Annotated in this window: 19 protein-coding genes; 4 read left to right on the top strand and 15 right to left on the bottom strand. The window is 67.9% G+C overall.

What is annotated here, in order from left to right:
• The first annotated feature begins 85 nt into the window (after nt 1-85).
• The 3 genes from Q0741_RS27630 to Q0741_RS27620 all read left to right on the top strand — a co-directional run bounded on the left by Q0741_RS27630 (nt 86) and on the right by Q0741_RS27620 (nt 5,027).
• The gene (locus tag Q0741_RS27630) at nt 86-1,273 is read left to right on the top strand and encodes an acyl-CoA dehydrogenase (protein WP_298236403.1); all 1,188 of its coding nucleotides are present in this window, start codon (nt 86-88) and stop codon (nt 1,271-1,273) included.
• A gap of 6 nt (nt 1,274-1,279) precedes the next feature.
• A complete protein-coding gene (locus tag Q0741_RS27625) occupies nt 1,280-2,533 on the top strand; it encodes a CaiB/BaiF CoA-transferase family protein (protein WP_298236402.1) in 1,254 nt (417 codons plus the stop codon).
• Nucleotides 2,534-2,831: 298 nt separating this feature from the next.
• The gene (locus Q0741_RS27620; RefSeq protein WP_298236401.1) at nt 2,832-5,027 is read left to right on the top strand and encodes a hybrid sensor histidine kinase/response regulator; all 2,196 of its coding nucleotides are present in this window, start codon (nt 2,832-2,834) and stop codon (nt 5,025-5,027) included.
• A 106-nt stretch (nt 5,028-5,133) separates the two neighbouring features.
• Here Q0741_RS27620 and Q0741_RS27615 read toward each other — a convergent pair whose 3' ends face one another.
• From Q0741_RS27615 to Q0741_RS27600, 4 genes are read right to left on the bottom strand one after another with little or no spacing between them, the layout of a single operon-like run.
• Entirely contained in the window at nt 5,134-5,862 is a 729-nt protein-coding gene (locus Q0741_RS27615; RefSeq protein ID WP_298236400.1) for a sulfite exporter TauE/SafE family protein, read from the bottom strand.
• Between the two features lie 25 nt (nt 5,863-5,887).
• A complete protein-coding gene (locus Q0741_RS27610) occupies nt 5,888-6,814 on the bottom strand; it encodes a DmsC/YnfH family molybdoenzyme membrane anchor subunit (RefSeq protein WP_298236399.1) in 927 nt (308 codons plus the stop codon).
• 1 nt (nt 6,815) lies between these two features.
• Nucleotides 6,816-7,592 (bottom strand): 4Fe-4S dicluster domain-containing protein, encoded by a 777-nt coding sequence (locus tag Q0741_RS27605; protein ID WP_298236398.1) that lies wholly within the window; start codon nt 7,590-7,592, stop codon nt 6,816-6,818.
• Complete coding sequence (locus tag Q0741_RS27600; RefSeq protein ID WP_298236397.1) at nt 7,592-10,492, bottom strand: molybdopterin oxidoreductase family protein; 2,901 nt, start codon at nt 10,490-10,492, stop codon at nt 7,592-7,594. The genes Q0741_RS27605 and Q0741_RS27600 overlap by 1 nt, the downstream gene beginning before the upstream one ends.
• Before the next feature lie 57 nt (nt 10,493-10,549).
• On the opposite strand from Q0741_RS27600, the gene Q0741_RS27595 reads away from it, so the two are divergent.
• Nucleotides 10,550-11,476, top strand: a complete 927-nt coding sequence (locus Q0741_RS27595; protein ID WP_298236396.1) for a LysR family transcriptional regulator — start codon at nt 10,550-10,552, stop codon at nt 11,474-11,476.
• Between the two features lie 76 nt (nt 11,477-11,552).
• On the opposite strand, the gene Q0741_RS27590 is transcribed toward Q0741_RS27595, so the two are convergent.
• The 11 genes from Q0741_RS27590 to Q0741_RS27540 form a co-directional block, all read right to left on the bottom strand.
• Nucleotides 11,553-11,816, bottom strand: coding sequence for a hypothetical protein (locus Q0741_RS27590; RefSeq protein WP_298236441.1), 264 nt, complete (start codon nt 11,814-11,816; stop codon nt 11,553-11,555).
• Between the two features lie 80 nt (nt 11,817-11,896).
• Complete coding sequence (locus Q0741_RS27585; RefSeq protein WP_298236395.1) at nt 11,897-12,763, bottom strand: amidohydrolase family protein; 867 nt, start codon at nt 12,761-12,763, stop codon at nt 11,897-11,899.
• Between the two features lie 84 nt (nt 12,764-12,847).
• The gene (locus tag Q0741_RS27580; RefSeq protein ID WP_298236394.1) at nt 12,848-13,738 is read right to left on the bottom strand and encodes an ABC transporter ATP-binding protein; all 891 of its coding nucleotides are present in this window, start codon (nt 13,736-13,738) and stop codon (nt 12,848-12,850) included.
• A 13-nt stretch (nt 13,739-13,751) separates the two neighbouring features.
• A complete protein-coding gene (locus Q0741_RS27575; RefSeq protein ID WP_298236393.1) occupies nt 13,752-14,543 on the bottom strand; it encodes an ABC transporter permease in 792 nt (263 codons plus the stop codon).
• Between the two features lie 46 nt (nt 14,544-14,589).
• Nucleotides 14,590-15,465, bottom strand: a complete 876-nt coding sequence (locus Q0741_RS27570) for an ABC transporter ATP-binding protein (RefSeq protein ID WP_298236392.1) — start codon at nt 15,463-15,465, stop codon at nt 14,590-14,592.
• Nucleotides 15,465-16,811 (bottom strand): ABC transporter permease subunit, encoded by a 1,347-nt coding sequence (locus Q0741_RS27565; protein WP_298236391.1) that lies wholly within the window; start codon nt 16,809-16,811, stop codon nt 15,465-15,467. The genes Q0741_RS27570 and Q0741_RS27565 overlap by 1 nt, the downstream gene beginning before the upstream one ends.
• Before the next feature lie 91 nt (nt 16,812-16,902).
• On the bottom strand, nt 16,903-17,955 hold the full coding sequence (locus Q0741_RS27560) for an ABC transporter substrate-binding protein (protein WP_298236390.1): 1,053 nt from the start codon (nt 17,953-17,955) through the stop codon (nt 16,903-16,905).
• Nucleotides 17,956-18,146: 191 nt separating this feature from the next.
• Nucleotides 18,147-18,875, bottom strand: coding sequence for a cyclic nucleotide-binding domain-containing protein (locus tag Q0741_RS27555; protein WP_298236389.1), 729 nt, complete (start codon nt 18,873-18,875; stop codon nt 18,147-18,149).
• Nucleotides 18,876-18,886: 11 nt separating this feature from the next.
• Nucleotides 18,887-19,924: a 2Fe-2S iron-sulfur cluster binding domain-containing protein gene (locus Q0741_RS27550; protein ID WP_298236388.1), complete on the bottom strand. Its 1,038-nt coding sequence runs from the start codon at nt 19,922-19,924 to the stop codon at nt 18,887-18,889.
• 14 nt (nt 19,925-19,938) lie between these two features.
• Complete coding sequence (locus tag Q0741_RS27545) at nt 19,939-20,400, bottom strand: aromatic-ring-hydroxylating dioxygenase subunit beta (protein WP_298236387.1); 462 nt, start codon at nt 20,398-20,400, stop codon at nt 19,939-19,941.
• A gap of 43 nt (nt 20,401-20,443) precedes the next feature.
• Nucleotides 20,444-21,655, bottom strand: coding sequence for an aromatic ring-hydroxylating dioxygenase subunit alpha (locus Q0741_RS27540; protein WP_298236386.1), 1,212 nt, complete (start codon nt 21,653-21,655; stop codon nt 20,444-20,446).
• Nucleotides 21,656-21,716: the final 61 nt, after the last annotated feature.

The raw sequence follows: 21,716 nt of genomic DNA, 5'->3' as shown, positions 1-21,716 counted from the left end.
ACAAGTCAGTGCAAATAAATCGTTTGTGATCCATGCTTTGCTTGCGTAGAGTGCTCATCCACCCCCTCACCAAGCAGGTGCACAAATGAGTTCTTCGCACAAGTATGCCGCCTTCCAATGGGACGATCCTCTGCTGCTGAATTCGCAGCTGACCGAAGAGGAGCGCATGGTGCGCGACTCGGCGCACGCGTACTGCCAGGAACGGCTGGCTCCGCGTGTGCTCGATGCCTTCCGTCATGAGCGGACGGACGCTGTCATCTTCCGTGAGATGGGCGAGCTGGGCCTGCTGGGCATCACCATCCCGGAAGCCTACGGCGGTGCCGGGCTCAACTACGTGAGCTACGGCCTGGTGGCGCGCGAGGTGGAGCGCGTCGACTCGGGCTACCGCTCGATGATGAGCGTGCAGTCCTCGCTGGTGATGGTGCCCATCAACGAGTTCGGCACCGAGGCGCAGAAGCAGAAGTACCTGCCCAAGCTCGCCAGCGGCGAGTGGATCGGCTGCTTCGGCCTGACCGAGCCCAACCACGGCTCCGACCCGGGCAGCATGATCACGCGAGCCCGCAAGGTGCCCGGTGGTTACAGCCTCACCGGCAGCAAGATGTGGATCACCAACAGCCCGATCGCCGACGTGTTCGTGGTCTGGGCCAAGGACGACGAAGGCAAGATCCGCGGTTTCGTGCTGGAAAAGGGCTTCAAAGGGCTGTCCGCGCCCGCCATCCACGGCAAGGTGGGGCTGCGCGCTTCCATCACCGGGGAGATCGTGATGGACGAGGTGTTCTGCCCCGAGGAGAACGCCTTTCCCGAGGTGCGCGGCCTCAAGGGCCCGTTCACCTGCCTCAACAGCGCGCGCTTCGGCATCGCCTGGGGGGCGCTGGGCGCGGCCGAGGACTGCTTCCACCGCGCACGGCAGTACGTGCTGGACCGCAAGCAGTTCGGCAAGCCGCTGGCGGCCAACCAGCTGGTGCAGAAGAAGCTCGCCGACATGCTCACCGAGATCACGCTGGGCCTGCAGGGCTGCCTGCAGCTGGGGCGCATGAAGGACGAGGGCACGGCCGCGGTGGAGATCACCTCGATCATGAAGCGCAACAGCTGCGGCAAGGCGCTGGACATCGCCCGCGTGGCGCGCGACATGATGGGCGGCAACGGCATCAGCGACGAGTTCGGCGTGGCGCGCCACCTGGTGAACCTGGAGGTGGTCAACACCTACGAGGGCACGCACGACATCCACGCGCTGATCCTGGGCCGCGCGATCACCGGCATCCCGGCCTTCTGAGCCACCATGGACGCTTCGATTCCCGCACCGGCCATGCAGCCCGGCGCCTTGGCCGGCCTGCGCGTGCTGGACCTTTCGCGCGTGCTGGCCGGCCCCTGGTCGGGCCAGCTGCTGGCTGATCTTGGCGCCGACGTGGTCAAGGTCGAGCGGCCCGGCGCCGGCGACGACACCCGGGCCTGGGGCCCGCCGTGGCTGCCCGATGAGAGCGGAGCCACCACCAGCGAGTCGGCCTACTTCCTCAGCGCCAACCGCAACAAGCGCTCGGTCACCGTCGACCTGGGCCAACCCGAAGGGCAGCGCCTCGTGGCCCGCCTGGCCGCGCAGGCCGACGTGCTGATCGAGAACTTCAAGGTGGGCGGCCTGGCGCAGTACGGACTCGACTACGAGACGCTGAAGGCCGCGAATCCGCGGCTGATCTACTGCTCGATCACGGGTTTCGGGCAGACCGGCCCGTATTCCTCGCGTCCGGGCTATGACTTCCTGATGCAGGGCATGGGCGGCTTGATGAGCATCACCGGCCGGCCGGACGGCACCGAGGGAGGAGGGCCGCTCAAGGTGGGCGTGGCCTTGACCGACGTGCTGACGGGCCTGTATGCCACCGTCGCCATCCTTGCCGCGCTCGCCCGGCGTGAGCGCAGCGGCCAGGGCCAGCACATCGACCTCGCGCTGCTCGACGTGCAGATCGCATCGCTGGCCAACCAGGCGGCCAGCTACCTGGTGAGCGGCAGGCCGCCCCAGCGCATGGGCAACGCCCATCCGAGCATCGTCCCGTACCAGGACTTCCCGACGGCCGATGGACACATGATCGTGACGGTCGGCAACGACGGGCAGTTCGCGCGTTTCTGCGCCACGCTGGGCCATGCCGAATGGGCGAGCGACGAGCGCTTCGCCACCAATCCGCAGCGGGTTGCGAACCGGGATCTCCTGGTCGGAATGATCCGGTCCGCCACGGTCACTCGCACGACCGACGAATGGGTGACGGCCATGGAGGAGGCAGGCGTGCCGTGCGGGCCGATCAACACGCTGGACAAGGTATTCGACCATCCCCAGGTGCGGGCGCGCGGCATGCGGGTGGACATGGAGCATTCCCTGGGCGGCACGGCGCCGCTGGTGGCCAACCCGATCCGCCTGTCCGAGTCGCCCGTGGCCTATAGGAACGCGCCGCCCACGTTGGGCCAGCACACGTCGCAGGTGCTGGAAGACTGGCTGGCCATGAGCGATGCCGATGTGGCCTCGCTGCGTCAGCGCAGCGTCGTCTGAACACAGTACCGCAAAGGCTCAGGGACGAAGGGCTGGATGCGGCGCGCGCTTGCGCCGGGCTGCAAGGTCGCCCGGACGAGCCTGCCAAGTGAACGGCACAGGCCGTCAGCAACTGCGAACCCGCCGAAGCAACTCCAGCACGGTTCGACGCCGCGCTGGAGCGCCGTAGGAATCCCCGCCCTTTCCGCTCTTTGAGCGGCGAGCGTCAGCGAGAGGACGGGGTGGACGTCAAACCGTGGCCAATAGGCGCCGTGATGATCCGCCAGGACCCTTGTCATGCACCCTTGCGGCATTCGTGATGCGCATTGAACGCCAAGCCGCCGGTGCTGGGGCGCCAGCTGTTCAACCTGTTCACGAAATCTGGGTGCTGCTGGGCGGCGCCCTCGTCATCCTGGTGCTCACGGCCGCGGCCGTGCTGGTGCTGTGGCGCAGCCGTCAGGAAAGCCTGGACACGTGGCAGCGCTACCTGGACAACTTTTCCATCACGACTGCCGAGCACGCATCGCAGACGTTTCGCTCGGTGGATTTCGTGCTCGGCCGCGTCGTGGACCGGCTCCAGGCTGCGGGACTGAACGACAGGCAGGCACTGGAGCGCGCCCTGAACACGCCAGCCATGCATGCCTTCCTGCGAGAGCGCGTGGCCGAGGTGCCCGTGATCGACGGCATCGCGATCTACGGGGTGGACGGCTGGCTCCTCAGCAACACCTGGACCTCTCCACCGCCCAAGCTCAGTGTGAACATGCGGGAATTCTTCCAGGCTCATGTGGCCGATCCGGCGCGCGAGCTCCACGTGTCCCCTGTGGCGATCAACCGCATCACCGGACGCTGGACCTTCGCCCTCTCCCGGAAGCTGCGTTCGCCTTCGGGCCAGTTGCTTGGCATAGCCTTGATCAGCATCGAGCTGAGCTACTTCGAGCAGTTCTACCGCGCGATCAACTTCAGCGATGGCGTCATCCTGCTGTTGCGCCGCGACGGGACGCTGCTGATGCGCTACCCCTTGCGCACCGAGGTGCTGGGCCGCTCCTTTCACGACGCGCCCGCGATGCGAGCGCTTGAGGACGCCCTCGCGCAGGGTCGTTCGGGCGCCACTGTGCGGACCTCCGCACCTCGGATTGCCAATCCGCTCGATACACAGGCTCGCATGGAGACGGCGTATGCCGTCGCCGGTTTTCCACTGGTCGTGGGCATCGCCACGACGGAAAGCTTCGCGCTGCGCGACTGGCGCGCCATGGCGGTTTCTGTCGCTGCCGGCATGCTGGTGACGGACGCGCTGATCGCCGCGCTGACGCTGTGGATCCACCGCCTGCTGCGCCGCCGCCGTGCGGCGCTGCTGCAGCTCCAGGAGGCTCGCGAGGCCGCGGAGAGCGCCAGTGTCGTGAAGTCGCAGTTCCTGGCCAACATGAGCCACGAGATCCGCACGCCGCTCAACGCCGTCATCGGATTGACCGAGCTGCTGCGCCGCGACCAGCCCACGCTCACACAGGTCCAGCGGCTGGAGCAGATCGACAGGGCCGGCCGGCACCTGCTGTCCACCATCAACGACATCCTCGACATTTCCAAGATCGAAGCGGGCCGGCTGCAACTCGAACAGCTGGATTTCCGTCTTTCGGCCGTCCTGGGCGATGTCCACTCGATCGTTGCCGAGCAGGCGCGCGGCAAGGGGCTTGCCCTGACGATGGATGGCGATGCCGTGCCCGTGTGGCTGCGCGGCGATCCGACCCGGCTGCGCCAGGCGCTGCTCAACTACGCCAGCAATGCCGTCAAGTTCACGCAGCAGGGCACCATCGCCATTCGTGTCCGGCTGCTCGAGGACGGCGAAGACCAGTTGCTCGTGCGCTTCGAGGTACAGGACAGCGGCATCGGCATACCGGCAGACAAGCTGTCCGGTCTTTTCAAGCAGTTCAAGCAGGCCGACGCCTCGACAACGCGCGAGTACGGCGGCACGGGGCTGGGACTCGCGATCACGCAGAGCCTGGCCCGGATGATGCGCGGGGAGGCTGGCGCCACCAGCACCCCAGGCAACGGCTCGACCTTCTGGTTCACGGCAAGGCTCGGCCGCGGGCACGGTCCGGTCCCGTCCTCGCAGACGGAGCCCGATGCTGCCGAGGTACTGCGGGCCGAGCATTGCGGCAAACGGCTGCTGCTGGTCGAGGACAACCCCGTCAACCTCGAGGTGGCCAAGGCTTTGCTGAACGCCGTTGGGCTGGTGGTCGAAACGGCGGCCAACGGGCAGGAAGCCGTTGAGAAGGCCACGGCGCACGGCTATGACGCCATCCTGATGGACATGCAGATGCCCGTCATGGACGGGATGCAGGCCACGCGTGTGATTCGCACACTGCCAGGCTGGGACTCCAGGCCCATCCTGGCATTCACCGCGGCCGCCCTCAATGAAGACCAAGCAGCCTGCATCAGGGCCGGCATGAACGACTTCATCACCAAGCCGGTCGAAGCCAGCACGTTGTACCGCACCCTCCTGAGATGGCTGAGCACCTGATCGGAAATTGCCAGTCTGGTCACTGGACGCGCTCAACTTGGCCTGCACCGGGAGCTGTAGATCCCACCTTCATGGCCTGTTGAAGACAGGTCATACCTTCGTGCCTCTATGCCAGCCCGTACCAGAGGCCTGTGGCGATGAGTGCCAGCGCCGTGCAGCGGCGCAACACCAGGACATCGATAAGCGGCACCGCCCGCCGGCCCGCCCAGGCACCGGCCAGCAGCGCCATGCCGACGAGCGTCGAGAGTCCCAGATCGAGCCGGCCGGAAGCCCAATGTGCCGCGCTGGCGGCCAGCGCGATGGGCAATTGCACCGCCTGTGCGGTGGCCACCGCCGCGAGCGTCGGCACGCCCAGCAGCATGAGCACCGGCATCAGCAGCACCGGGCCACCGGTGCCCGACAGGGCCGAGCCACAGCCTACGGCCGCACCCAGGACAGCCAGGGAGCCGCGGCCCAGCGCCGCCAGGCTGGCCGAGGGGGCGCTGTGCAGCGTGATCAGCGAATAGACGCCGGAACCCAGCGCCAGCAACGCCACCCAGCCCCGCACCAGACCGGGCGGGACCTGGTGCACCAGCACCGCGCCGGCGACCGCCCCCGGCAACGCCGCCGCGTGCAGCGGCCAGGTCGCGGCCAGCGCGGCGCCGGGTGACGGCGCGCGCCGCCAGCCAAGCAGCCCGGTGAGCAGGAAGCCGAAGCTCGACGCCGCCACGGCTGCGCCCAGCGGCAGCCCCGCCAAGCCGGCGAGCGCCGGCACCACCAGCACACCGCCGATGGACGTCGCGCCGATCGCCGCCCCGGCCAGCAGCACCAGCATCCCGGATACGAGCAGCATCATTCGCCCTCGGCTCGGCCAGGCAAGCTCAAGAAACCACCTGGTAGTACAGGTTCTGCGGATGGCGCGCCTGCGCGAAGAACAGCCAGCGCTCGGCCAGCAGCCCCAGGAACTGCAGCGGCAGCGCCACCAGCCATGCCAGCGGCGGGCCGCCGCCCAGGGCCCACATCAGCAGTGCGGCCGGCAGCACGAAGCCCCACAGCAGCATGAAGAGCTGGATGCGCCGCAGCGCGGGTATCGATGCATGGGCAAAGAACTCGCGCGTGTTGAAGGACCCGCCCGAGAAGCCCATGGACTTCTGCACCAGCCGCTCGGCGCGTATGCCCGTGGCCGTCTGCTGCGTGGAGCGAGGGACGAGCCGGGCATTGCGCAGCAGCGCCAGCGCACGCGTGCTCAAGGCCGCCAGCGTCAGTGCGAGCGCCCACGGGCCCAGCAGCCGCACGAAGCCGTCCTCGCCGCCCAGCACCGCCAGGGCCCCGGCCAGCACCCAGCCCGAACTCAGGCCGATGAGCGTGTAGTTCACCACGGTCAGCGGGTGCGCCCACTCCTGGAGGAAGCGCAGGCAGGCGTAGATCATGGCCGTGCACAGCCACAACAGCGCGCATAGCAGCAGCGCCAGCAGCGGCAGCAGGAGCCCCGGTTCTTTTCCAAGCGCCAGCGTCAGCCACCAGGCCCCCACCACGGCCATGAACGCCGGCAGCACGATCACCTCCCGCGACATCCAGGACGTGCGCCACATGCGCACCGCGCGCCAGGCGCGCGCCGGTCGGCCCAGGTGCAGGAACGAGGCGGCCAGCGCGGCCAGCAGCAGCGCCTGTGCCACGCCGAGGGCCTGGACCGTGAAGCCGGCGGAAGGAGCCCTGTCCGCCAGCGTCGCCACGACCAGCGCCACGACCAAGCCCTGCGCGCTGCCAGCCAGCGTGGTGAAGAAGACGATGGAGAAGGCTGGGTGCATGTCAGGCTCCCATGCGCAGCAGGCGCGCGAACCACCCCAGTGCGGGCTCCGCGGGCCGTGTCTCCTGCGGCCGCGCCGCGGGGGCGCTCGCCGGCGCGGCACGCGTGTCCTGGTGCGTCGGTTCCGCAGCCTCGGTGATGCGCCGTGGCAGGTAGCGGTTGGCGGGCCGCGTCTCCCACTCCGGCATCAGTTCGTAGCCGCCATGCTCGCGGATGGCCTGGGACACCTCGGAGGCCGGGTCGTTGACGTCGCCGAACAGCCGCGCCCCGGTGGGGCAGGCCTTGACGCACGCGGGCCGGCGGTCCTCCAGCGGCAGCAGCTCGTCGTGGATGCGGTCCACGCACAGCGTGCACTTGGTCATCACCCCGCGCGACTCGTCGTACTCGCGCGCACCGTAGGGGCAGGCCCAGCTGCAGTACTTGCAGCCGATGCACTTGTCGTAGTCCACCAGCACGATGCCGTCCTCGGCGCGCTTGTAGCTCGCTCCCGTGGGGCACACCGGCACGCACGGCGGTTCCTGGCAATGCAGGCAGCTCTTGGGAAAGTGGATGGTCTGCGTGCCGGGGAAGCGGCCCGCCTCGTAGGTCTGGACCCGGTTGAAGAAGGTGCCCGTGGGCGACGCGTCGAACGCACCGGGGTCCGGCGGCAGGGCGGCGGCGCCGGCGCTGTTCCATTCCTTGCACGAGGTGACGCAGGCATGGCAGCCCACGCACACGTTGAGATCGATGACCAGCGCGAGCTGTCGCGCCAGCGTTTCGCGGGACTCGATGGGCGTCATCACTTGCGGCTCCTGAAGAAGGCGGTCACGGCCTGGCCCAGTACGCCGGGCACGCTCGCAACGGCGGCGGCCCGGGGATGGCTTTCCTGCGGCTCGTCGGGCGCGGCCGGACGGATCCGCACGCGCACGTCGTACCAGCCGGCCTGGCCCGTCACGGGGTCCGAATTGCTGATGGTCTTCTGCCCCATCGGAAGCTCCTCGCTGATGAGGTGGTTGAGCAGAAAACCCTTGCGCGACTCGTCGGCCCCGGGCGCGAGCTGCCAGGCGCCGTCGGCCTTGCCGATGGCGTTCCAGGTCCACACCGTGCCCGGCTCCACCGCGTCGCTGTAGCGCGCCATGCAGCGCACCCGGCCCCATCGGCTCTCCACCCAGCACCAGCCCCCATCGCTGACCCCCGCGGCCATCGCGGTGACCGGGTTGACGTGCAGGTAGTTGTGGCTGTGGATCTGGCGCAGCCAGGCGTTCTGCGAGTCCCAGGAGTGGTACATCGCCATCGGCCGCTGCGTCACGGCCGCCAGCGGGAAGGCGTCCGTGTCGGTGCAGGCCTGCTCCAGCGGCTCGTACCAGAAGGGCAGGGGGTCGAAATAGGTGGCCACGCGCTCGCGCAGCGCCTCGGGCGGCTGCCGCCCGCGCCGCTTGCCCTGCGCCGCCAGGCGGAACGCCTGCAACGTGTCGGAGTACAGCGCCAGCTGCACCGGGTCGTTGCGCTGGCGCCAGCCCTTGTCCTTGGCGAAGTCGAGATACGCCCGATTCCAGTTGCGCATGTACTGCTGCTCGGGGGGCATGTGGTACTGGAAGACGCAGTTGTTCTTCTCGTACATCTCCCACTGCCGCGGATTGGGCGCGCCGCGCAGGTGCTCCGTGCCGTCCTTCCCCCTCCAGCCCATGAGGAAGCCGATGCCGGACTGGACCTCGTAGTTGACGATGAAGTCCGGATAGTCCTTGTACTTGCGCGTGCCGTCCGGGTGCGTGAAGGCTGGCAGCTTCAACCGCGAGCCCAGCTCGATGAGCACCTCCTGGAACGGCCGGCACTCGCCCGTGGGCGGCACCACCGGCACGCGCACCGAGTCCACCGGGCCGTCGTACTCCGAGATGGGCCGGTCGAGCATGCTCATCACGTCGTGCCGCTCCAGGTACGTGGTATCCGGCAGCACCAGGTCGGCGAAGGCCACCATCTCGCTCTGGAACGCATCGCACACCACCAGGAAGGGAATCTTGTACTTCCCGTCCTCGCCCTTGGCGTTGAGCATCTCCCGCACGGCCATCGTGTTCATGGTCGAGTTCCACGCCATGTTGGCCATGAAGATGAGCAGCGTGTCGATCGGGTACGGGTCGCCCCGCGTGGCATTGGTGATGACGTTGTGCATCAGCCCGTGCGCGGACAGCGGGTGCTCCCAGGAGAAGGCGTGGTCGATGCGGATCGGGGAGCCGTCCGGATTGATCGCCAGCTCCTCGGGGCTCGCCGGGAAGCCCAGCGGCGCGGCGTTGAGCGGCGTGTTGGGCTGGATCAGCTCCGGGTCGTTGAAGGCACGGTAGTTCGGCACGATGTGGCGCGGGTACGGCGCCTTGTGCCGGAAGCCGCCCGGCCGGTCGATGGTGCCCAGCACGCTCATGAGCACGGCCAGCGCGCGCACGGTCTGGAAGCCGTTGGAATGCGCCGCCAGGCCGCGCATGGCATGGAAAGCCACCGGGCGCGCCGTCGTGGTGGGATGGCGCTTGCCCCAGGCGTCGGTCCAGGCGATGGGCAGTTCGAACGCCTGCCGCAGCGCCGTCTCGCCCAGCTCCCGTGCCAGCTTGCGAATGCGCCCGGCCGGGATGCCCGTGATGGCCTCGGCCCATTCGGGCGTCGTGCTGGCCACGCGCTCGCGCAGCAGCTGGAACGAGGGCGCCACCCGCGTGCCGTCCGCCAGCACGTAGTGGCCCTCGAGCGCCAGGTCCCGGCCCTCTTCCACCCCCTGCGGATACGCGGCCACGACGCACCCGGCGGCCTTGTCCCAGGCCAGCTTGTTGTGCGGGTTGCGCCCATCGGCGGGCGCTCCCGCGTCAGGGTCGAAGGCGAACAGGCCCTCGCGCTCGCCCTCGTCCAGCACCACCAGCTGAGGCGCATTGGTATGGCGCTGCAGGAACGCGCGGTCGATGAGGTCGTCCTGGATCAGCTCGTGCAGCAGCGCCATGAAGAGCGCGCCGTCGGTACCGGGCCGAATCGGGATCCACTCGTCGGCGATGGCCGAGTAGCCGGTGCGTACCGGGTTGATCGAGATGAAGCGGCCGCCCGCGCGCTTGAACTTGCCCAGCGCAATCTTCATCGGATTGCTGTGGTGGTCCTCCGCGGTGCCGATCATCACGAAGAGGCGCGCGTGGTCCAGGTCGGGCCCGCCGAACTCCCAGAAGCTGCCGCCGATCGTGTAGATCATGCCGGCGGCCATGTTCACCGAGCAGAAGCCGCCGTGCGCGGCGTAGTTGGGCGTGCCGAACTGGCGTGCGAACAGCCCGGTCAGGGCCTGCATCTGGTCGCGCCCGGTGAACAGGGCGAAGCGCTTGGGGTCGGTGGCCCGGATATGCGCCAGACGTTGTGAAAGCAACGAATAGGCCTCGTCCCAGGAAATCGGCTCGAACTCGCCCGCGCCGCGCTCGGCGCCGGGCTTGCGCCGCAGCGGCTGGGTCAGCCGCGCCGGTGACACCTGCTTCATGATCCCCGAGCTGCCCTTGGCGCAGATCACCCCCTTGTTGAGCGGGTGCGCCGGGTTGCCGTCGATGTAGCGCACCTGCCCCTCGCGCAGATGCACCCGGATGCCGCAGCGGCACGCGCACATGTAGCAGGTGGTGGTCTTCACTTCCGTGTGCGCCGTGGCGGACGCGATCGGATCGTGCAGCGGCTGATTGGAGAGGAATTTCAGCATGGTGAGGCCATCCTAGGCTTCGCATCCTGACCGATGAAGCTCATAATTTCTCTTGTCATGAACGAAAAAACCGATCAGAGACTGAAGTTGACCCTGCGCCAGCTGGAGGTGTTCGCCGCGACCGCCAGGGCGGGTTCGACCCGTGCCGCAGCGGAGCGCGTGGCGCGCTCCCAATCCGCGGCCAGCACGGCGCTGGCCGAGCTGGAGGCCACGCTGGGCGCGCAGCTCTTCGACCGCGTGGGGCGCCGTCTGGTACTCAACGAGAACGGCCGCGCGCTGTTGCCGCGCGCGGCGTCGCTGCTGGAGCAGGCGGCCGAGCTGCAGGCGCTGTTCGATTCGGAGCATGCGGCGCCGCTGCGCGTGGCCGCGAGCTTCACCATCGGCGAGTACCTGCTGCCGCCGCTGATCTCGCAGTGGAAGCAGATGCACCCGCTCAGCCAGGTGCGGCTGGACATCGCCAACACGCGGGAGGTGCTTGACGCGGTGGCCGCCTTCGATGTGGACGTGGGCTTCATCGAGGGCACGGGGTCCCATCCGGAGCTCCGGGTGCGGCGCTGGCTCAGCGACGAGCTGGTGATCTTCGCGGCGCCGGGCCATCCACTGGCAACGCGCGGCGCGGGCACACGGCGCCTTGCCGACGCGCGCTGGGTGCTGCGGGAGCAGGGGTCGGGCACGCGCGAGGCCTCCGACCGGTGGCTGACGGCGCAACTCGATCGCGTGGACATCGGCCTCGAACTGGGCAGCAACGAGGCGGTCAAGCGCGCGGTGGCCTCCGGGCTGGGCGTGGGCTGCCTCTCACGCCATGCGGTGGCCGAGGCGCTGGCGCAGGGCACGCTGGTGGACCTGTCCGCGGCATTGCCGCCCATGCGCCGCGCCTTGTCGATCGTGGTGCACCGCGCCAAGCGGCTGGGTTCGGCCGCGCAGGATTTCATGCGGCACTGCCTGGAAAGTCACGCGCAGCCCCGCAGCGCACGGGGGGCTTGAGGGCGGTGCGGGCGCGCTGCCTTGCGGCGCAGCCACCGTGGCATGCGCATCGGCAATCCCAAGCGGCAGCTTTGCATCAGGGCTTGTTGCGGACCACTTCCTGCAGAAGCCGGCGATCGAGTATCAGGTCGGCCACCAGGCGCCTGAGCCGCGCGTTCTCCTGTTCCAGCACGCGCAGCCGTTGCGTCCCGGTGGCGTCAAGGTCTGCATGGCTCATGGCCTGGGCCTCCAGCGTCGCGTCCGTGAGGTCGTTGTGCCGCCATCCTTGCGCCGCCGGCATACCGGCCTTCAGGCACAGCCTCACGGCGGCCTGGACGTCGGTGTAGCGGAACTTCCTCATCGCTCCTTGTTGCCCTCCCGGGCCGAATCGGAAGCGACCGGATGACGGTGCTCGACCGGCGTCCTGGCGCCGGGGCCCGGTCACGCGCCGAGCTTGAGCACGCGCTCGGCGTTGCGGTACATCACGCACTCCAGCACCTCGGGCCGCAAGCCGAGCTCACGGTAGTCCGCCACGGACTGCTTCATGGCCCGGAACGGATAGGAGCTGCCGAACATGAGCTGCTCCTTCATGAAGCCGTTGGCCGCCTCGACGTACAGGCGCCCGCCGGGCATGAAGATGTACATGTCCGCCACGACGCTCACGTTCTCGTAGCGGAACGCCACCCCCACCATCTCCTGCACGTGCGGCCAGAACCCGTGGTAGCAGACGATCTGCAGCTTCGGGAAGGCCCGCGCCACGTGGCCGACATGGGTGGGATCGCTCAGCGACAGGCTCGGCGAGGTCGGGCCGGACATGAGGCACACGGGAACGCCAAGCTGCTCGCAGGCGTCGTAGACGGGAAACAGCATCGGGTCGTCGCAGTGGCGCGGCGGATTGCAGAAACCCGGCTCCAGGTTGATGGCCTTGAGGCCGAGCTTGCCCACTGCGCGCTCGACTTCCGCAATGGAGCCGCGCACGCCCCGGGCGTAGGGATCGACCGAACCGACGCCGACCAGTTCGCGGTGGCCCTTGACCATCTTGTGGATCTCGTCGTTGCTGTGGCTGACGCCGGGGGTCTCGCGGCCCACCACCACCGCCATCGAGATGTCGCTGTCCCGAATCTCGTCGATGAAGCCATCGAGCGTGGCCGAGCGCGTGAAGTGCTCGTCCTCGTGCGAACCCACCCGGCGGTTGAGCCACTTCACCACCTCGTAGGATGGCGTGCCCGGTGTGGCGCCATAGAAGTCGTGCAGGAACGCAGGGCGGCTGCGCATGTCGATCACGGTGTTGGACGTCTTGCTGGGCATTTCCATCTCTCCTGTGGCAGTCAAGATAGGCAGGCGTGGCCTGTTCAGGGCCGCACATGCGCACGAGTTACACGTTGCGGCGCGTCAGGCCGTGGCGCCCTTGCCGGTGCGCCGGGCATACGCTTCGACGAAGTCCGAGGCGGCCTTGCTGCCCCCGGAGAAGGACTTCATGGCCTCCTCGTGCAGCAATGACAGCACCGTCATCTTCACGTCGTTGGCATGCTCGTTGTCGAAGATGTCGGCCAATCGGCGCGGTCTGGGCAATTCCAGGTCGATGACCGTACGCACCCGCATGGGGATGTTGGTCATGACGATGAGGCGGTCAGCGAGGTAGATCGCCTCGTCGATGTCGGTGGTGATGAAGAAGTTGGTGCGGTGCGATTCCTCGAACAGGGCCGCGTAGTACTCCCACATCAATTCCTTGGACATCGCGTCGAGCCCGCGGAACGGCTCGTCGAGGATCATGACCTTGGGGTTGTTGATCATCGCGCGCGCGAGCTCGGCGCGCCGCTGCATCCCGCCGGAGAGCTGGGAGGGGTACTTGTCGCGAAAGGCCTCCAGGCCGACCTTCTTCAGCAGGAAGCCGGCGTGCTCGCGGGTGTTGGGCCCCATCTCGCCGCGCGCACGCGGCCCGTAGAGGATGTTGTCCATCGACGTCATCCAGGGGAACAGCGCCGATTCCTGGAACACCACCAGGCGGTCCTTGCCCGGAGCGGTGACGATCTCCCCGTCGATCCTGATCTCGCCCACGGTCGGCCGTTCGAAGCCCGCCAGCAGCCGGATGAGCGTGCTCTTGCCGCAGCCCGAGGGACCGATCATCACCGTGAGCTTGCCGCTCTCGATGGTGAAACTGCAGTTGCGCATCACGCACTTGCTGAAGGCGCCTGCGCCGTAGTCCTTGCCAACGCCTTGCACCACGATCTCGCCGCTGTTGCCCGCCTGGGGCGCGGCCGCGGGCCGACCAGAGATAGTCATGAGCGCCTCCGTTTCAACGCTTGCGCAGCCACGGCGTGGCCAGGCCGCCCAGCCGGCGCAGTGCCTCGCTGCACGCGTAACCGGCGATGCCGATGCTGATCATCCCGACGACGATCTGCTCGTACGAGCCGCCGACGTAGGAGTTCCAGATGAAGAAGCCCAGCCCGCCACCCGAGCCGCTGCTGCCGCCGCCGGAGATCATCTCCGCGGCAACGACCACGTTCCAGGTGATGCCCATGCCCACCGAGGAGCCCACCACGATGGACGGCAGCGTGGCAGGCAGCACGACGCGCCGGAAGATGTCCCACTGCGACGCGCCCATGGCCCGAGCCGCATGGAAGAACCTGGTGTCGATGGACTTGGCCCCTCCCACCACGTTGATCACCACCGCGAAGAACGCGCCCAGGAAGGTCACGAAGCCGATCGAGAGCTCCTGCGTGGGCCAGAAGATGATGGACGCGGGCACCCAGGCCAGTGGCGGTATGGGCCGCAGCACCTCGAAGCTGGGAAACCACATGTCGTTGAACACGCGGCTCACGGCCATGAGCAGGCCCAGCGGGATGCCCACGAGCATGGCCGCCGTGAACCCCATGAGCACGCGCATGAGGCTCAGGTACCAGCTCTGCCAGTACCCCGGGTCCGTCAGCAGGCCGCCCCACACCTGCAGCACCGCGCTGGGTGCGGGCACCATGCCGATCCACGGCAAGGCGGTCCCGAGCCATTCCTTGGAACGGGAGCCGGCCTCCCAGAACACGATGAACAGCAATATCGACACGACGGCCCGGCGCGTCGCCTGGCTGGGCATGGGCAACTGCAAAGACGCTCTGGAAAACACGGCGGCCTGCATGGCTTCAGCCCTCCTTCTCGCCGGCGGCGAACGACTTCCTGGCCTCTTCGTGCACCACTTCGCTGGTTTCATCCATGATCTGGCGGAAACGCGAACTGGTGAGCACGCCGTAGTCGCGCGGATGCGCGATGTCGACCTCGATCACCTTCTTGGGGCGACATGGGCGCGAGGTCATGATGACGAGCTTGTGGCCCAGGAAGACGGCTTCTTCCAGGTCGTGCGTGATGAAGAAGATCGTGACCTTGTTGCGGTAGTAGATCTCCAGCAGCGCCTCGTGCATGACCGACTTGGTCAGCGAGTCCAGGGCCCGGTACGGCTCGTCGAACAGCAGCACCTTGGGGTCGTTCATCAACGCGCGCACGATTTCCACCCGGCGGCGCAGGCCCGATGACAGCTCGCCCGGATAGTTGTGCTCCATGCCACTGAGGCCCGCGTCGGCCATCATGCCGCGCGCCTTCTCGTAGACCTCCTTGCGGCTCATGCGCCCCTGCATCATGGGGCCGAAGGCGACGTTGTCGAGGTTCGTCTTCCAGGGAAACAGGGCGCCGTTCTGGAACACCACGACGCGGTCGGAGCCCGGGTCCGCCAACGGCTTCTCCGGTCCGCACAGCAGCTGGTCGTCGAGCCATATCCGCCCGGAGGTGATGCTGTGGAACCCCGCGATGGCGTTGAGCAGGGTGGTCTTTCCGCAGCCGGAGGGGCCCACGATCATGCAGATCTCGCCGGCTGCGATGTCGAGCGAGCAATGGTCCACGGCCATGACGGCGGCGCCCCCCGGGTCGTAGACCTTGACCACGTCCTCGATGCGTATCGCGCCCTGGGCCGCCGCCGTGCGGCCCGACACGGCTCGCGCCGGCGTTGTCTCCATTACGGCAGCCATCAACGACCTCCCATGGTGAGTTCCCGCACACGCCACTGCATCAGCCAGTCGCCGGCCACGCGCACCATCGCGCTCGTGACATAGCCCACCAGGCCCAGCGTCACCATGCCGATGATGATGGTGGGGTAGCGCACCATCGTGTACGAGGTGTTGATCACGTAACCCAGGCCGAACTCGCCTGACACCATCTCGCCGGCCACGAGGGAGAACCAGGCCACGCCGATGGAGATCTGCAAGCCGGTGAAGATGAACGGCATGGCCCCCGGCACGATCACCTCGCGGAAGACCTGCCACTTCGACGCGCCCAGGCAGTACGCCGCGCGGCTGTAGGACTCGTCGATGGACTCGACCCCGAGCATCGTGTTGAGCGCCGTGGCGTAGAAGGACGCCAGGAAGGTCAGGAAGATGACCGGCGACTCCGTTCCGCTGAACATCAGGATGGCCAGCGGCACCCAGGCCAGGATGGGAATGGGGCGCAGGGTCTCGAACACCGGGAAGACGTACTCCCTGAAGGTCTTGGACCAGCCCAGGAACAGCCCCAGCGGCACCCCCAGCGCGGTGGCCAGCACGAAGGCGATGCCCACCCGGCGCACGCTGGCCCAGATGTGCTGGTAGTACTCCGGCGTGTAGACCGACAGGCCGTAGGTGGGGTCCTGGCTGAACATCTCCTTGACCACGACCGTGAGCCCGGGCATGTCCGCGAACCGCGGCAGCTTCCAGACCTCCACCGTCAGGTACCACAGGGTCAGCAGGATGCCGAACCCGGTCACCATCAGGTACGGTCGCGGGCTCTTGAGCCACTGCGCCAAGCGGTACATGGTCAGCGCCCAGCCCGTCGGGACGCCCGCCGGCCCCGCGCTGCGCCCGTTCAGATGCCGTACGCGCGCAGCCACGGAAGCCGGCGCCGAGAACTCCCGCGTGATCATGGCGGCAAAGCGGCTCATCACGACGCTGCCCGCGGCCGGGTCCCGCTCGATCACCTGCAGCAGCTGCTCGCCGTCGATCTGCAGGACCTCGGTACGCTCCAGGGCGGTGGTCTCGGCCAGCCGCTGGCGCGGCGCCTCCAGCACGGCCGCCCAGCCGAACACGTCGCCGCTGTGCATGGTGCGCTCCAGCCGCTCCTGGCCGGGCGCCAGCAGCTCGTGCCGTACCCGCCCGCTGGCCACGATGTGGATGTCGTCGGCCTCTTCGCCACGCCGGTAGATCACCTGGCCCGCGGCGTAGGAGCGCACGCGCGCCAGACGGGCCACCGCGTGCAGCAGTTCCTCGGGCAAGGTCTGGAAGGGAAGGGTGCTGCGCAGCAGGGCGCAGATCCACTCCTGGGAATAGGTTTCGACACCCGGCACCTCAAGGGCCCGGGACGATGACGCGGACCCCGGAACGGTGGTCGGCGCATTCGCGGCGCCACGCCAGGGCGGCGCGCCGGCGGCGGTGCTGCTAGCGGGCGTATTCACGGTCTTCCAGTGCGGTGACTTGGCCAATGGGCGACTTCATGCCGCGCTCGTTGAGCACGGCTTGAGCCAGTTCCGGCATGACGGCGTCGGGCCGGAGCGTGTCGACGTTGATGCTCTTGATCGAATGCAGGAACTTGGTGGCACTGTTGATGAGGGCCATCGAGTCCGCGTCCACGACGTAGGGCAGGCGCAGCCGGATCGGGGCACCGCCCTGGGCCTGCGCGTACTTGCCGTACATGGATGACCACAGCATCTTCTCGGTGAAGCCCGTGGCCTGCTGCGCCGCCATGGACGCCACCTCCATGGCGTTCTTCGGGTCGGCCAGGAAGAGCTGCGCATCGAGCTCGGCGTTGAGCCAGGCCTTGGCAATGTCGGGACGCTGCTTGACGAGATCGGCCCGCATGGTCAGGAAGCCGCCGTCGATCTCGCCCACCGAGGCGCCAGAAGCGATGCGCTTGGCCAGGCCCTCCTGCACCAGGCGCGACGCGGTGGGCTCCCATACCACGGCCGCGTCGAGCTTGCCGGCGCGAAAGCCGCTGGTGATGACCTCGATGGTCTGGTTCAGGTAGGCGCTGGGCGCCACGCCTTCCTTCTTCAAGGCCGCCTGCCCGAAGCGGTCGGCACAGCTGCCCAGGGGCACGGCCACCCGCTTTCCGCCCAGCCAGCTCAGCGCCTGCTTCGCGTCGGCGAACCCGGGCGCATCCGGGCGCGCGAGGAACACGTTGCACTGGTCGCTGCCCAAGCCCAGCGTCGCGACGATGCGGATGTCGGCCACGTTGTGCTTGGTCGTGGAGACGATGGCCGGCATGTCGCCGACGTAGCCGATGTGCTGCTTGCCGGCGAGCATCGCGTTGACCACCACGGCGCCCTGCAGGCCCACCGCGAACTCCACCTTGGAGCCCTTGGGAAGGTATTTCTCGTAGAGCTTCTTGCCGCGCATCACCACGCCCGACCACGACTGGGTGTAGTAGGGCTGGTAGCCCACCACGAGGTTCACGGGCTCACCGGGCTTGCCGTACTGCAGATCACCGGCCACCGCGGCCGATAGCGCTCCAAGCGCCAACGCGCATGCGACACCAAGGCGTGCTGCGGGAGCCGCGCGCGCGCAGCCAATTCCGACGGGGTTCATTACTGTCTCCTGTTGTCGTGTTGGCGTGAGTCACCGGCCAGCGGACCAGTGACGTGCACATGGCGTCGTCTGGGACCCTTGGGCCGACGCCCCACCCGTTAGCGTCCAGCCGCGGAAGTGAGCTGGTAGGCGATGAGGTGCGAGAGCTGCCGCATGACCTCGAAGCCCGACACCGGGTCGCTCCTGAGCAGCTCCAGCGTGTGCCGCCCGTCCAGGCGCAGCACCTGCGAGGGCTCCATGCATGTCGCGCGGGCAATGCGCACGGGATGGTCGTCCAGCAGCGCCGCCCAGCCGAACGCCTCGCCCTTGCGCAGCATGAACCCGGCCCGGCGCGTGCGGTCCTCGCGCCCGACCACGAACTCCACCCGCCCGGATTCGAGCACGTAGATGTCCGTGGCCGGGTCGCCCACGTCGTAGATCACGTCGGGGCTGGCGTGGCATTCGCGCCGGGCCAGCGCCTCGAGCGCATGCAGCGTCGGCTCGGCCACGTCCTTGAACAGCTGCGAGGCCCGCAGCGCGCTGCCGCGCACCAGGAACAGTTCATCGTCCACCTGCTCCAGCGCATAACGCTCCAGGGGCGCTTCCGCCAGCCCCATGGCCTCGCCGGTGCTGGCATCCCACTGCCACAGGTGCTGGTGACAGGTGAGCGTCCTGCCGTCGAAGAAGCCCTCGTCCAGGCAGACGTCCTGGTGCGGGCACAGCCCCTGGAATGCCCTGAAGCCATCGACCGAGCGCAATACCAGCACCTTCTGGCCATCGCTCCCGTCATAGCACTTCATGCCCTGCGGCGGCACATCGCCCGCCTTGCACAGTCGAATCCTGCTCATGCCGCGGCTCCTTAGGCGAACTTGTCGTAGCGGATGTTGTCGGTCGAGACACGGGCGCGCAGCAGCATCCGCACCGCGGCGTCCACCGCCGCGGGCGGCCCGGCGAGGTACGCGCGCAGGTTCTCGCACCGCCCGTCCAGGACCTTCTCGGCCACCGCATGCACCACGCCCTGCTGGAACTCCAGGCTGGGGTAGTCCGCGGCCAGTCCGGTCGGCACCACGTCGTCCGACAGCGCCACCGTGACACGCAGGCGCTGGCCGCAGCGGTCCACCAGCGCCGAGAGCCTGTCGAGCGCGAACACGTCGGCGGCCGTCCGCACCCCGAAGAAGACGTGGCCGTCGTAGCGGTCGAAATGGCGCGCATGCGCCGCGCTCTGGAGGATGGCCAGCATGCCGGCGATGCCGCTGCCGCCGGCCACGCACAGGATGTTGCGCTCGACACCGGGATGGTAGGTCGCCTTGCCAAGCGGAGCGAACAGCTCCAGCGGCATGCCGCTGCACGGGGCGCCGAACAGCCGCTCCGAAGCCGTGCCTCCGGGCTTGCGCTTGAGAATGAAGTTGGCCACGCAACTGCATTTCTCCCAGCTCGACATCGACCAGGCCCTGAAGCCTTGCACCTCGGGCATGCGCACCAGCGCGAACTGCCCGGCATCGAATGCCAGCGGCTGCTCGGTGCGCACCGTCAGCTGCAGCACGTCGCGCGTGAGCAGCCTCGATTGCACCACCTCGCCTGAAGTGAATGCGGGCATGAAGCTGCCCGGATCCAGCGGTGCCACGAAGCCCGCGACCTCCACGCACAGGTCGCTGCGCGGCTCGCACTGGCACATCAGGAACTCGTCGCGCCGCTTGAAGCCCTTCGTGCCTGGTGCCTCAGGCCAGGGGTCCGCGATCTCGCCCTCCAGCAGCCGAGCCTTGCACGTGCCACACGTGCCGGTGGCGCACTCGTAGGGCAGCCCGATGAGCTGGCGCAGCCCGGCCAGCAGGACCTTGTCCCCCGGATCGGCCTTGAACTGGTACGCGCCGTTGCGCGCATTGACCTGGACTTTCATGGTGCCGCCCGCCGTCAAAACGGAATGTGATGGCCGTAACCCAGCATGCGGGTGTCCAGGCGCACATCGCGCGCCAGCAGCCGCGGCCCGTCCGGTCCGAGCTTGACGGTGTCGTGCACCTTGCCCACGGCGAAGAGCTCGGTGACGCCGCCGTCGTTCGAGGTGCGGAACACCTGCAGCGCGCTGACCACCTTGGCCTGCTGCTCCTCGTCCCGGGCCTCCACGGTGTAGACCGTGACGTGCCGCGACAGCGGCGACTGGTCGCTGTTGTGGCGTGGAAGGTTGGCGAACAGTTGCCGCATACCCAGCTTGTCGTGCTCCAGCCAGATCATGTCCTTCCTGATCTCGGGGCTGTGGGCGCTGATGCGGTAGCGATACTGCTCGTCGCACAGCGACAGGTAACCCTCGAAGTCCTTGGCATCGAGCATCAGCATGGAGCGGGCAATCAGTTCCGAAACGGCATGGCGATGGTCCACGGCGGTCCTCCCTTGATGGGGCGTGAAGATGCGGGCAGCGGATTCAGGCAGCGCGTTGCGCGCTGCCGGACTCCGCGAACGGATCGCTGGCCAGGCGTCCCATTCGACGGCTCCATTCGGCATAGAAATGCCGCATGCCGACCTCGTCGTGGATCGTCGAGTGCTCCTCGCGGCCGTGAATGACCCAGTGGCTTCCAGAGCGCTCGCGCATGGCGCGCCCCTGCCCGTAGACGCCCAGCAGGTCCTCGTGCAGGTTGCGGCCGAACGGCCCCCAGATCACGTTGTGGTCGCGTATGCGCTCGGCTCTCTGCTCCGGCGTGTCGGACTTCAGGCCCAGCCCGCGAAACTCGATCACGAGCTTGTCGGGTCCCAGCGGCACGGCGGTGTCCATGCGCAGCACGGATGTGCGCAGGTTGTAGGTCATGCCGGGGAAAATGTCGATGAGAACCCAACCACCAGGCGCCAGGCCGGGCCAGCCCACGCCACGCTCCTTGCTGCCGTCGTAGGCGTCGTACTTGATCGTCATGGAGCCCACAGAGGCGTGGCCGTTCGGATACCCGGTGTACTTCCGGTCGAAGTACCCCGGTTGCATCATGCCGGTGGCTCGATTGAAGTAGTGCATGTAGTCGTGATAGAACTCGCTGTTCGTGTCGTGCCAGAGCTTGTAGTTCGTCGGCACCACGGCCTTGTGGTAGTGGAAGACCTCCAGCGGGGCTTCGAGATGCTCGTCGAGCAGCTGCATCGCGTCGCCGATGTACTCGCGCAGCGTGCAGGCCCCGTCGTCCATGTTGACCCACACGAATCCTCCGAACCCCTGTTCCGTCCGGATCTCCCGCAGCCCCGCCTGATCGCAGCCGAATCGGTCCTGGTAGCCCTGCTTGCCACGCGAGATGTCAATGCAACGGCCCGCCGTGTCGAACGACCAGGCGTGGAAGATGCAGGTGATGCGCTTGGCATTGCCCACGGGCTCGTACAGCAGCGTGTTGCCACGATGCGGGCAAATGTTGAGGAAGGTACGGATCTTCATGTCCTCGCCGCGCACCACGATCAGCGGCGCTCCGCCTGGATGCTGGAAGGTGCGGTAGTCGTAGGGGCTGGGCAGCTCGGACTCGTGGCAGGCGATGATCCAGCACTTGTTGAAGATCTTCGACTGTTCCTCCTTGAACAGGCCGTCGTCCGTATAGATGGCGCTGTTCACGTAGTGCGTTTGCGGGAACTGGGGACGCTTGCTCCATTCGGCTTCGTTGCGCGACATGCTGTGGTCTCCGAAGGTATGGGTCTGAAGGCAGGCCGCGTTTGCGGCCAGCACGCCGACT

This window comes from uncultured Azohydromonas sp. (genome assembly GCF_937926365.1).
Taxonomy (GTDB): Bacteria; Pseudomonadota; Gammaproteobacteria; order Burkholderiales; family Burkholderiaceae_C; genus Azohydromonas.
This window is presented reverse-complemented; position numbering and strand designations above follow the sequence as displayed.